We start from the raw sequence: 12,810 nt of genomic DNA on the forward strand, positions 1-12,810 counted from the left end.
CATTAATCACGATTTATGAGTTTTATCATCGACCCGCAAACCCTCTCCGACCTACAGGTCTTTGGCAAATATGGCCGGCATGGGATAGACCAATTGTTCCGCCATACACGTACCCGTGGTGGCGGGGAACTGCTGGACCAGTTGCTGCGCTATCCTTTATCGGATACCGTTGCCATCAACCAACGCAGTGCAGCCATCCGCTTTCTGGAGCAACAGCCTTCAGGATTTCCATTGGAGCCAGCCTGGTTCGATGCGGCGGAACAATACCTTGCTGTTCGCGATGAGCGTAGTAAACTGCGGTCGGACGGCGATGCGGTGAGCCGTAAGCTGAATCAGTTGATCGGCGCGGATACGCAATACCAGGGTGTAGTAGGCGGTCTCGCGGCCCTTCGTGAGATCATGCTCGCCTTAGCGCATTATGTACCCCTGATCGATCGGCCGGAAGCGGGAGAACTGCTGCTGCAGGATGTGGCGGGTATCAACACCTTGCTGCATGACCCGGAGTTGGCCACCTTTCTGAGCGAACCGGTCAGAAAGAACGACTATGCGGCCATCGCTGCGCAGGACCTGCTGCTTCGATTCCAAAAATACGAGCAACTGTTACAACTGCTGCGTTATTGTTACCGGCTTGACCTGTACATCGCCGTTGGCGTTGGCGCCCGAAGGCATTCATTATCGTTTGCAGTAGCGACCGCAGACGCGGCGACCGGTATCGTTATCGATGGATTGCGGCACCCGTTGTTGCCGGACGCTGTCGGCAATGATGTATCGATCACCCCGGCCATGAATGTGCTTTTCCTGACCGGCGCGAACATGGCCGGCAAGTCGACCTTTATGAAGGCGATGGGACTGGCCGTGTACCTCGCGCATGCAGGATTCCCCGTGGCGGCCACGAACATGCATTTTACGGTACAGGAAGGTCTGCTCACGAGCATCAACCTCGCCGATAACCTCAACCAGGGCTACAGTCATTTTTATGCCGAGGTGTTGCGGGTAAAACAGGTTGCGGAACATTTGAGCGCAGGCCGCCGGCTTTTTGTTCTGTTCGACGAGTTGTTCCGGGGTACAAATGTGAAGGACGCCCATGAAGCTACCGTATCGATCACAGAAGCCTATGGCAGGCATCAACATTGTTCATTTGTAGTAAGCACACATATCATAGAAGCTGCCGACGCCTTACAGCTTCGTTGCCGGAATATCCGCTACGTGTACCTGCCTACCGTCATGGATGGAAGTATTCCCTGTTATACTTACCAGCTACGCGAAGGCATCACGGCCGACCGGCATGGCCTGGTGATCATCAACCAGGAAGGCATTCCCGGAATCCTTGCTGCCGGCGCTACGATTGCAGGCAATGCAGCGCCTGAAAGCGCCGGCAAGCATCCGGGTTTTATAACCGACCAGCAAACGCTGGACGATCTGCACCTGACAGGCAAATACAAAAGCCGATCGGCGTTCAGTTTGTATAATGAAACGGTGACGGCAGGTGGCGAACAATTGCTGGAACAATATTTCCGGGAGCCACTGACCGATGCTGCTGGCATCAATGCGCGGGCGGAGTTGTTCGCTTTCTTTCGCCGGCACGCCTGCACATTTCCTCTTGACCAGACGCTGTATACAACGATGAGTAATTACCTGCGCACGGTGCGGGTAAGCAGGCGCATGATCCTATACCAGGGAGTGCTACGCCGGCTGCGTTTCCTGATCGGCGAACAGGAACCCCAACAAATGGCCATGGCAGGATTATCCGGCACGCTGAAGGGATTGGCGTTAGTCCGCAGCTTCCTGCACGAACCCTGGGCGCAACAAGCGCCGGCTCCCCTGCGCGCGCAACGTGACCAGCTACTGAAAGTTTTGGAAGGCGGACAGCTTGGTATCAAACAGGCTGTTGCGGAATTGGATGATCTCTCCTGGAGAAGGGCGCTGCATTACGAATCCTTGCTGCTGGGTGATCTGCATGAGGCGCTTACTGCAGCGATGCATTTCCTGCACGAGCTGGATGTGTATATCTCCGTGGGGCATATCAGCCGCCGACGGGGGTTTACACAAGCAGTGGCTCATCCTGCATACAAACAGCAACTGGTACTTTACGAAGCCTGGCATCCTGCCCTGGATAAAGCGGTGACCAACGATATTTACATGGACCCAGGTCGTCACCTGATCTTCCTGACGGGCGCCAATATGGCTGGCAAATCGACCATTATGAAAACACTGGGCACCTGTGTATACCTGGCACATATGGGTTTCCCGGTGCCGACACGGCAGATGGAGTTTTCCGTTATGGAGGGTCTGTATACGTCGATCAATGTGGCGGACAACCTGCAACAGGGACATAGTCATTTTTATGCCGAAGTGATGCGGGTGAAGAAAGTGTCGGAAGCCCTCGCCAGCGGACGGCAATTACTGATCATTTTCGATGAACTATTCAAGGGTACGAATGTGAAAGACGCCCACGATGCGACGTACCAGATCATCAGATCGCTAATGGCCTATACACATTGCCGGTTCGTGATCTCTACCCATATTACCGAAGTGGGGCATGCGCTGCAGCACCAGGCTGGTCAGGTTCAATTCCGGTACATGCCTACCGTGATGGAAGGTACAGTACCCCGGTACCCTTACCGCATGGTGGAAGGTATTTCGGAAGACCGTCACGGCATGCTGCTCATCAACAATGAGCATGTGCTGGAGATGCTGGATACCAACGCCAATAAACCATTGCCATCCACCCCTTAACGTACTATTAATACCATACCATGTTGAAGAAATGTATCATTGCCTCCGCGCAAGGATGGCTATTGTTATTGCTTGCTGTAAGCGCTCATGCACAGGGTAAGCCAGATACGGCTGGGCTGTCGAAACGAAAGATCGCCAACGATCAGTTGGTGATCACCGGACAGTTGCCCAACGGGCTGCGTTATTATATCCGGCGTAATCTGCATCCCGCCAGGCGTGCTGTGTTGTACCTGGCAACAAAAGCCGGATCGGTGCAGGAGACCGATGACCAACAAGGGTTGGCGCACTTTACCGAACACCTGGCCTTTAAAGGCACCAAACATTTTCCAGGAAAAGCGCTGGTGGATTACCTGCAAAGGGCGGGTGTACAACTCGGCGCCGATCTCAACGCCTACACTTCGTTCGAAGAAACGGTGTACCAATTACCAGTCCCTACAGACGATCCTTCCGTACTATCCACCGGTGTACAGGTGTTGCGTGACTGGGCCGGAGATGTATTGATCGATACCACGGAGATGCAGCAAGAGCGCGGTGTGATCCTGGAGGAAAAGCGGCAGCGAAAAGGCTTGCAGCAGCGTATCCAGGATGCTTCCCTGCCGGTGTTGCTCAATCAGTCGCGCCATACACTAAGACAGCCGATCGGTCGGGAGGCTGTGATAGCCGGCGCAGCGCCTGCCTTACTACGATCTTTTTACCGGGATTGGTACCGTCCCGATCTGCAGGCTATCATTGCTGTAGGCGATTTCGATCCTGCTACTATGGAGTCTTTGATCAGGCGCTTGTTCAGCGATCTCCGTAATCCTGCTAACCCTCCCGATCGGGTGGTATATGATGTACCGCTCACGGGTCAACAGCAATACAAATCCTTTACGGATACAGAGATCACGCAAACAACGATCGAAGTATTGTGTAAATATAAAACCCGGGCTACGCACAGCGAACAAAGTCTCGTGCAGGGTATGTCGTTGCAGTTGTTCAATACCATGTTGGCAGGCAGGCTGCGTGAATTGCAGCAATCGGGCAACCCGCCATTCCGGTCTGCCTCCGCTTCGATCAGCAGCCTGTTCCGTGGCGTGGGTGCCGCCAAAGTGAGTGTTACTGTTCATCCGGGTGAAACGGCTAAGGGATTCGCAGGTGTATGGACCGAATTGCGACGCGTGCAGCAACATGGTTTTACTGCCAACGAATTGAAGCGGGCGAAGGCCGTGTTCATGGAGAACCAGGCAAACCGCTACCGGGAGCGTGACCATGTTGAATCAAAAACCTATGTAAACAAGTACCTGCAACACTTCCTCAACGACGCACCCTACCCGGAAGATTCGTTTTATTACGCTTTCTACCAGCGGTATATCGACGCGGTGGACCTACCGGCCGTCAATGGATGGATATCGCGCTTTACTGACAGCACGAACCGTGACATATATGTGCTAGCACCAGCTTCGCTGGCCGTTCAGCTCCCTCAACAGGCACAAATTGCGCAATGGGTACAGGATGCTTTATCAGCAGAGGTGCCTGCTTATAAAGAAGAAATCACCAACGCGACTTTGATGCCATTGCTTCCCCGCGCCGGCAAGATCGTTGAGGAAAAACAGCTTACCGCTATTGGCACCACGGCCATTATCCTCAACAACGGCGTACGGGTATACCTTAAGCCAACCAGGTTCCAGTCTGATGAGATCGTTGTTTCCTCTTTTAGCCCGGGCGGGTATTCACTATATGGCGAGGATGATCTTCACACGGCCACCAATGCAGCTGGCATGGTAGCACAAAGCGGTCTGAGCACCTTCGATGCGCGCAGCCTGCCAAAGCTCCTGGCAGATAAAAAAGTGTCTGTATCGCCTTATATCGCCGAGCTCTATGAAGGCATCAATGCACGTGCCGGCAGGAAGGACCTGGAGACTGCCTTTCAACTAATGCACCTGTACTTCACGCAACCGCGGATGGATACCGTGCTGGTAAAAACCATGTTGCGGAATACCGTAACAGGTTTAGCAGGCAGGTACCAGCAACCCAACAATGTGTTCATCGATACCCTCAATGCCATATTGACCCAATACCACTGGCGGCGCAAGCCCCCTACCGCGGCCGATATTGCACGGATCGACCCGTTACGTGCTTATGAGATCTTCGTGGAGCGTTTTGCCGATGCGTCAGATTTCACCTTCGTCATCACAGGTAGTTTTACCGTCGACTCTATCAAACCTTTGCTGGCGCAATACCTGGGCAGCCTTCCCGGTCTTCGGCGCAGGGAGGCAGGCATCAACCCACGGTTGAAGTTGCCGGTGGGCACCCTGGAGAAAGTGGTGCGCAGCGGCAAGGAGAACAAGGCCCTGGTACGGCTGGCGATCATGGGTCATTATATCCCTTCGACAGTCAACGACGCATACCTCACGGCGCTGGAGTCAGTACTCAACTACCGGCTAACGGATCGCCTGCGTGGAAAAGAAGGAGGCGTTTATACCCCGCAGGTATCGATATCAGCCTGGCGTCTCCCCGAGCCAACCTATAGTATCCATATCTCCTTTTCCTGCGATCCGGTAAGGGCAGCGCAGCTGGCTGCGATCGCCAAATCAGAAATGGCGTTGTTGCTTCAGGAAGGAGCAACCGAAGTGGAACTCCAGAAGAGTACGGCTGAATACCGGCGTAAGCTGGAAACCGATCAACCATCAAATGTCTTTTGGAACAACCTGATCAGTCTGCGCCTGCAGTGGGGAGAAGATCCCGGTCTACAGATCCCCCTGGCCTTGCAGCCCCCTGCTTTTGACGTAGCTGTTTTTAAACAAATGATCCATCAATATATCCGGTTGGACAACCTGCAACAGTTTATCCTGTTGCCGGAAAACGAGGTTCCCCGTTAACCATCCTTATCCTATAAAGCAACAGCCCTTTGACAATGTCAAAGGGCTGTGCTTTTATGATCGCTGCCGTTGAGCGGCTATACTTATTGCTCTTCGCCTAAACCACCGGGGCGTCTGCGTGCACCGCCGCCCGAACCACCTTGCTCCTGCTCACGGTTGATCTGTTCGATGTCCACCGGTCTTTCTGTTGTATCGCCCATGAGGTGCTGGGTGAAATAGTCGGCCATACGCCAGAAGAAATATTCCGTCATATCGGAATAACCGTGACGTTGTCCGGGCAGGATCAACAGGTCGAAACGTTTGTTGGCACGGATGAGTGCGTTGGCCACGCGGATGGTACCGGCGGGGTGTACGTTGTTGTCGATATCACCGGTGGTCAACAGCAAATGCCCTTTCAGGTTCTTTGCCAGGTCCTGGTTTTTCTCGATGTTGTACACGAAGGTGGTATCCTTATCTCCGATCACTTCACGCACACCATGGTGCTGTTCGCTCCACCAACGGTTGTAGACCGCGTTGTCGTGGTTACCCGATGAAGATACCGCTGCCTTAAAGAAGTCGGGGTATACCAGCATCGCTGCCGTGCTCATGAAGCCACCACCCGAGTGTCCGTGGATACCTACGCGGTTCACATCGAACCAGGCGTAACGATCAGCCAGTTGCTCAGCAGCGGCTTTCTTATCAGCCAGACCATAATCCCGCAGGTTGCCGTAACCATAGTTGTGGTACCATTTGCTACGAGCCGGGTGTCCACCGCGGTTGCCCATGGTGATCACGATGAAGCCCAGGTTGGCGAGGCGATCGGTACGATCCATGGAGCGACCGAAGGCTTTGTTCACCGCTTCTGTTTGCGGGCCAGGATATACGTATTCAATGACCGGATACTTCCTGGTGGAGTCGAAGTCCATGGGCTTGTACAGTACACCATAGATATCGGTGATGCCGTCATCGGCTTTTACCTTGAAGGGTTGGGGGAACTTGAAGCCGGTCTGCATGAGGGAAGAGAGGTCGGCGGTTTCAAGGTCCATTACCTTGCGGCCATCGGCTGCATACAAGGTCGACCTGGGCACTGTGTTAACGCGGGAATAGTTATCGACGAAGAAAGCCTTGTTGTCGTTGAGGCTCATCGCGTGTTCAAACTCGCCGGGATTGAGCAACTTCAGGCCAGTACCATCGAAGTTGACGCGGTAAGCGTGCAGGTAGTAGGGATCTTCGTTGGCTTCGCGTCCGTTGCCGGAGAAATACAATACACGTTTGGCATCGTCGATGCCCAGGATATTCTCTACGTGCCAGGCACCGGAGGTGATCTGGTTCTTCAGTTTGCCGTCCTGGTCGTACAGGTAGAAATGAGCCCATCCATCACGCTCGCTCCAGTGGATGAGTTCTTTGCCACCGCTCACCAGACCGATGCGGCGCATTTCTATATAAGTATTGAAACGCTCTTCGATCAGGGTTTTAACGGTACCAGTGGCGATGTCAACTTTACAGACATCTACTTTCTTGAGGTCACGGCCGGTGCGGCTGAAATAGAAATACTCGTTGGTGCCTAACCATTTGCTGGGACGCCAGTCGTCGTCGCGGGTATCGATGCGACCGGGATCTGACCATACGTTGACATCCTGGTCTTTGAACAGGGTGATGGGCATTTCCTTACCGGTCTTGGCGACGGCATCGAAGAGATACAGGTGATCGACGGGTGATTCTTTTTCACCCGGCATCATGTATTTGTAGGTTTCCAGCGTGGGGCGCGGATCGCTGAGTACGTTGATGACCCAGAGGTCTTTCACCTTGCGGCTATCAGCGCGGGTGAGTGTGAAATGTTTGCTATCGGGCGACCATTGCGCGAATACCGACTTGCGCTTCTTCTTATTGGCTTCTTTCTCTACGTTGTTCTCGTTGCCGCCCATGCCACCGGCGCTGTGGTAGCTGAAGTATTCTACGCCGTCGGTGGTGATGGCATGCTCTACGATGGTAGAGTCGTCTTCTTTCAGGAGGGCCTTTTCGTAGCTGGCCTTGTCCATCCAGTAGAGGTTGAAGTTGCGACCAAAGAGCACAGTATTGCCATCGGGGGAGATATTGGCCCAGGATGGTTTGCGCTTGGGCTTCTTGAAGTCGTTGAGCTCGATCAGCTCGCCGTTGTCGAGATTGTATTCGAAGTAGAAGGTCTTCTTGTCGCGGGCGGGCGGTGTAGCTGCGGCGCCTTTGGCTTTAGCAGCGGTATCTTTCTTTACGATCTCTTCCGTGCTTTTCACTTCGAACTGTATCCAGCGTTCATCTTTGATGAACCGGAGGCTATCGATGGTGAGGTGTTGTGCATCGAAGGGATCTTTCACAATGCGGGTGAGTTTGGCTGCGAGTTCGGCGTTGTCGAACATTAACTTCTTCTCTCCTTTTACCGGATCTACGATCCACCATTTCTTCCCATCGGTGGTTTCGTATTCGTACCAGAAGCGATCGCTTTTCTTGAGCCAATGCGGATCGACGGAGGTACTAAAAATAAGTTTACCGAGTTTGCGGGGCGCGAAACGCGCGGCCTGCTGGTAATTGGCTTTGGTGACCGGGGTCAATTGTTGGGCTGTGGCTGTTGCTCCCAATAGCAACAGTGGAATAGCGTGTAAAAATCTCATGTGCAAGGGGCAGTTTTTAGGCCCGTGAAGTTCGCGATTTGAGCGATTGGATGGTTGCGGGCAGGCGCCGGTTGTCAGGGTATATTACCTTTTGTCGCATTTGCACCCGGAGTTTGTCAGAGGCACACAGCCTGCCTGAGTTTTTGGTACATTAGCTTTGCAGTATGAACGGTCGCGATTGATTGCCCCGGCAGTCGACAGAGCAACTGTTCACCACATCAACAATCATTGCTTGTAAACTTAAAAAAAGTGTAGTCATGGTAGTCAATCCTTATTTAAATTTCGATGGTAATGCGGAAGAAGCATTCAGGTTCTATCAATCTGTATTCGGCGGCGAATTGTCTGTGCAGAAGATGGGCCAGGCCCCGGGCACCGAACAAATGTCGGAGAGCGAAAAGAACCGCGCGATGCACGTATCCCTGCCCATTGGCAATGGCCAGTGCCTGATGGCATCGGATTGCGTTCCTTCTGCCGGCCATGTGCTGACCGTGGGCAACAACAATTACATTTCCCTGAGCCCCGACAGTCGTGAAGAAGCGGACCGCATTTTCAATGGTCTCACTCCCGGGGGCCAAATTGAAATGCCGATGGCCGATATGTTTTGGGGCGATTATTTTGGCTCCTTCGCCGACAAATATGGCGTGCGTTGGATGATCAATTATAGCAATCATAAATAATTGGTCGGGTGCTGCTTTCGTGGCATGCCCTGTACCCTAAAAAAGGAGGCCTTTTGGACCTCCTTTTTTTATGGGTATCAAAGACGGATCAGTGTACGACGGGCGTCGATCTTTTGGCAAGGATGATGACGACTATCACCAGGGCACTCAATATGCCGTAGCTGAGCGCCAGGTGCATGCCATCGCTGGCCGGGAACACATTGATGATGCCGTAACTAAGACCGGATACACACAGGAAAACGAATCCTCCGGTGAGACCGCTCGCAACCCCTGCGTTTTTGGGAAAGCGGGTCATGCTGAAGGTCATGTAATTGTTGAAGGTGAAGCCAGCCCCTACATGCACCGCGAACGCAAAGAGCACCAGTGCATAAATGTTATCGAAATAACGCACCGTAGGGATCATGATCAATACCAGCAGCGCCTGCAAGGTGATATTGACGCCCAGTTTACGGAAGAAAGGGATGTGAATAACGGCTTTGCTGATAAAGCCACCCACCATCCAGGCAAGGCCCAGGATGAGCGAACAATACCCCGTGGTCACCGCATCGAACTGCAGGTGGTGCTCGATGATGAAGGGGGCTGTCATGTTGGCTACCATCACCATCGCATACGACAAACCCATCAGGGCAATGCCGAGTACGAAGGGCAGGTGCGTGATCATTTCCCGGTAGACATTCATTACGCGCTTTAGCTTGAAGGGGCTGCGCTGGGGCAGGGTTTCGCCGCTGAACAGGTATTCAGCTATGCAGAGCAAACCGCCCAGTACGGCGAGGAACCAGAAGTTGGCGCGCCATCCGTACAGCGTTTGCAGGTACCCTCCTACAAAAGGCGCGATGATGGGGCCCGTGGACCAGATGATCGAAAACATGCCCAGGTAGTTCTTCAGCTTGTCGCCTGTGTAGAGATCAACAAAGAAGGCACGTTTGCCCGCTACGACAAAGCCTACCGTAACGCCCTGTATGACGCGCATGGCGTAGATCATTTCGATGCTGTGGGTCATGGCCGCGGTGATGCTGGCCAGGGTAAAGACGGCCAGGGAAGCCAGGCTGCTGTTGTAGCGACCATAGCTATCCAGTATGCTGCCAATGAACAACTGGCTAAGGCCGTAACTGATGAGAAAAATGGTGATGGTGAATTGCACCTGGACCGGACCTACCTGCAGGTCGGTGGCCATGCCTGGCAGGGAGGGCAGGTAAATATCGGTAGCAAATCCTGAAAGGGGCAATAACGCAAAAGCGAGGAAATTGGCTATACCACTGTTCTGTGGTTTAATGTGCTTGGCCCATTGCCCGGGGACCAACGTACTGGACGAATTCATCTTGCAAAATTCGCACAAGTCAAAAGTGCATCCATTACAGAATTCAAGCAGATTATTATAAAATTCAAATAATGAGTGAAAGTTGGCGAAGGATAGTCGCGAAGCGGTTCACCGGATTGCATAACAGGGCAGGTGGGGGAATTGTTCGATGTCGTATAGCAGCGTATCAGTACCGGCGACAAGGTTTAGGGCTTTCAGCGTGCCTGGCGCGGAAGAAGACATGGAAGTACCGTGAATTTGTTACAACTTTAAGCAAACTAACTTGTCCTATGCGCAAATACTTGCTTGCCCTCCTTGCGAATGCCTTGCTGTTGCTGTCGCTGTCCTGCACTGCCCAGGAGTCACCCATTCGCCTGATCGTGCGGGGCGATGATATGGGATTCAGTCACAGCGGCAACCTGGCGTTGATCAAATGTTTTAAAGAAGGGATCGAGCGGTCGATTGAAGTGATCGTTCCGTCGCCCTGGTTTCCGGAGGCAGTCAAGCTACTGGCGGAGCATCCCACGGTGGACGTGGGCATTCACCTGGCGCTGACCAGCGAGTGGGACAATGTGAAATGGCGGCCGCTGACGTATGCACCCAGCCTGACCGATTCCAGCGGTTATTTTTACCCCAAGATATGGGCGGATGCAAAATATCCCAACGGTGCTTTGCTACAACATGCCTGGCAGCTGGGGGAGGTAGAAAAGGAATTCCGGGCACAGATAGAACTGGCCTTGAAGAAGATCCCACGTATCAGTCATATTTCGGCCCATATGGGCTGTACGTATATGTCGCCCGAGGTGTCGGCGTTGGCGAAAAAGCTGGCCAGGGAATATGGTATCGATATCGACCTGGAGGCACTGGGGGTAAAGGGCGTGAACTTTATCGGTGCGCATGGCACGCTCGCCGAAAAGAAGAAAAGCTTTAGTGCGATGCTGCAATCCCTGCAACCCGGCGGCACTTATATGTTTCTCGAGCATCCCGGGCTGAATGATGCAGAACTACAAGCGATCCATCATATTGGCTATGAAAATGTGGCGGCCGACCGGCAAGGCGTGACCGATCTCTGGACCGATCCTGCCATCAAAGCTTTGATCCGGGAGCGGAAGATTCAACTGATCAGTTATGCAGATCTGAAGCGGTGAGTTAGCAAGTACTGGTTACGTGGTCGCAACATGAACCCAGCTGGGCAGCACTACGAGTAGCATCAAAACAACAAAGGAGCATTAGCCGTTTCAAGGTCAATGCTCCTTTGTGCTATCTGCAATTCTGGCGTTAATGAAGCGGCGTGTTGGAGGCTCCTCCGCTTCCCGCCAGGAATTCGGCATATTCCGGATGTGTTTTTTTCTCGCGGCCAAGCACGTACCGGGTGATGATGACGCTCAGCAACATGCAGAAGGCACCAATGAGAAAGTGGATGCCAGGCATTTTGAAGGGCGCTTTGGGTGACGTAAAATAGTCGAAAGTACCATTCATGACGATGGGCCCGAAGATGGTGGTGAGACTCATGAGGCTGGTGAGGCCGCCCTGCAATTCGCCCTGCTGGCTCGATGGTACGTGTCCCGATATGACAGCCTGCAAGGAAGGACCGCAGATTCCGCCGAGACAGTAAGGAATGAGAAAGGCAAACATCATCCAGGTTTCGGAAGCAAAGGCGAACAGCACTAATCCGACGGTATACAATATTAACCCAAGATAAATGCTTTTCTCGTTGCCCAGTTTAGGATTGATGACACGGGTTAATCCACCCTGCACAGCTCCCACCAATACGCCTACCACGGCCAGTGAAATGCCGATCATGCCTTCGCTCCAACCGAAGCGGTACATGGTAAAGAAGTTCCAGTTGGATTGTACTGCTTGTCCGCCCAGGTAGATCAGGAAGAAGCTGAAGGCGAGTCCACCAATCTCGGGATGCTGGAACAAGAATTTGAGCGATCCGACGGGATTGGCCCGTTTCCATTCAAAGGCACGACGATTTTCCTTTTTCAATGATTCTGGCAGGTAGAAATATCCGTAGGCACAATTGAGCAGACAAAGCACGGCAGCTGCATAGAACGGCGCCCGCATGCCCCAATTGGCCAACAAGCCGCCGAGCGCGGGGCCCAGTACGAAGCCCAGTCCGAATGCAGCACCAATCAAACCAAAATTCTTGGCGCGGGTCGTTTCGTCGTGGCTAATGTCGGCGATATAAGCAGTTGCCGTAGTGAAGCTGGCGCCGGTAATGCCGGCAATGATCCGACCGACAAACAACCACTCATACGTGGGCGCGAAAGCCAGGATGATGTAATCGATGCCAAAGCCGAGCAGCGAAAGCAGCAATACGGGCCTGCGGCCATATTTATCGCTCAGGTTGCCAATGACGGGCGCAAACAGGAATTGCGTGATCGCAAATGCCGAGAGCAGGTAAGCGCCATAAGTACTGGCTTCGTTGACGGGAATGCCTTTCAGGTGAACGATCAGATCCGCCATGACGGGAATGATCAATCCCCATCCCATGACGTCGATCAGCAAGGTGATAAAAATAAATCCGATCGCAGATTTGTTTGCAGTGGCCATACTGTTGTGTTGTGTGTTTTGATCCGGGTAATATGCCACAAACTTACTGCGAAACCGCC

At 53.1% G+C, this 12,810-nt stretch carries 7 protein-coding genes; 4 read left to right on the forward strand and 3 right to left on the reverse strand.

The features are described from left to right. Positions 1-15: 15 nt before the first annotated feature. Both P2W70_RS22035 and P2W70_RS22040 read left to right on the forward strand, forming a co-directional pair. On the forward strand, positions 16-2,736 hold the full coding sequence (locus tag P2W70_RS22035; RefSeq protein ID WP_276483693.1) for a MutS-related protein: 2,721 nt from the start codon (positions 16-18) through the stop codon (positions 2,734-2,736). 20 nt (positions 2,737-2,756) lie between these two features. Next, positions 2,757-5,594 (forward strand): M16 family metallopeptidase, encoded by a 2,838-nt coding sequence (locus P2W70_RS22040; RefSeq protein WP_276483694.1) that lies wholly within the window; start codon positions 2,757-2,759, stop codon positions 5,592-5,594. A gap of 83 nt (positions 5,595-5,677) precedes the next feature. Here the strand turns inward: P2W70_RS22040 and P2W70_RS22045 are convergent, their stop codons facing one another. Further along, on the reverse strand, positions 5,678-8,218 hold the full coding sequence (locus P2W70_RS22045; protein ID WP_276483695.1) for a S9 family peptidase: 2,541 nt from the start codon (positions 8,216-8,218) through the stop codon (positions 5,678-5,680). A 257-nt stretch (positions 8,219-8,475) separates the two neighbouring features. On the opposite strand from P2W70_RS22045, the gene P2W70_RS22050 reads away from it, so the two are divergent. Continuing rightward, positions 8,476-8,895, forward strand: coding sequence for a VOC family protein (locus tag P2W70_RS22050; protein ID WP_276483696.1), 420 nt, complete (start codon positions 8,476-8,478; stop codon positions 8,893-8,895). A gap of 88 nt (positions 8,896-8,983) precedes the next feature. Here the strand turns inward: P2W70_RS22050 and P2W70_RS22055 are convergent, their stop codons facing one another. Continuing rightward, positions 8,984-10,213: an MFS transporter gene (locus P2W70_RS22055; protein WP_276483697.1), complete on the reverse strand. Its 1,230-nt coding sequence runs from the start codon at positions 10,211-10,213 to the stop codon at positions 8,984-8,986. A 269-nt stretch (positions 10,214-10,482) separates the two neighbouring features. Between P2W70_RS22055 and P2W70_RS22060 the strand changes: the two genes are divergently transcribed. After that, the gene (locus P2W70_RS22060) at positions 10,483-11,340 is read left to right on the forward strand and encodes a polysaccharide deacetylase family protein (protein ID WP_276483698.1); all 858 of its coding nucleotides are present in this window, start codon (positions 10,483-10,485) and stop codon (positions 11,338-11,340) included. A 130-nt stretch (positions 11,341-11,470) separates the two neighbouring features. Here P2W70_RS22060 and P2W70_RS22065 read toward each other — a convergent pair whose 3' ends face one another. Continuing rightward, positions 11,471-12,751: a TCR/Tet family MFS transporter gene (locus tag P2W70_RS22065; RefSeq protein ID WP_276483699.1), complete on the reverse strand. Its 1,281-nt coding sequence runs from the start codon at positions 12,749-12,751 to the stop codon at positions 11,471-11,473. Between the last annotated feature and the right edge of the window lie 59 nt (positions 12,752-12,810).

Origin of the sequence: Paraflavitalea pollutisoli, assembly GCF_029360705.1 — a bacterium.
Taxonomy (GTDB): Bacteria; Bacteroidota; Bacteroidia; order Chitinophagales; family Chitinophagaceae; genus Paraflavitalea; species Paraflavitalea pollutisoli.

Excerpts from the sequence above, each read along its gene's own strand:
- P2W70_RS22055 (WP_276483697.1), bottom strand. The coding sequence starts at position 10,213 with ATGAATTCGTCCAGTACGTTGGTCCCCGGGCAATGGGCCAAGCACATT.
- P2W70_RS22060 (WP_276483698.1), top strand. The coding sequence starts at position 10,483 with ATGCGCAAATACTTGCTTGCCCTCCTTGCGAATGCCTTGCTGTTGCTG.
- P2W70_RS22045 (WP_276483695.1), bottom strand. The coding sequence starts at position 8,218 with ATGAGATTTTTACACGCTATTCCACTGTTGCTATTGGGAGCAACAGCC.
- P2W70_RS22050 (WP_276483696.1), top strand. The coding sequence starts at position 8,476 with ATGGTAGTCAATCCTTATTTAAATTTCGATGGTAATGCGGAAGAAGCA.
- P2W70_RS22035 (WP_276483693.1), top strand. The coding sequence starts at position 16 with ATGAGTTTTATCATCGACCCGCAAACCCTCTCCGACCTACAGGTCTTT.
- P2W70_RS22065 (WP_276483699.1), bottom strand. The coding sequence starts at position 12,751 with ATGGCCACTGCAAACAAATCTGCGATCGGATTTATTTTTATCACCTTG.
- P2W70_RS22040 (WP_276483694.1), top strand. The coding sequence starts at position 2,757 with ATGTTGAAGAAATGTATCATTGCCTCCGCGCAAGGATGGCTATTGTTA.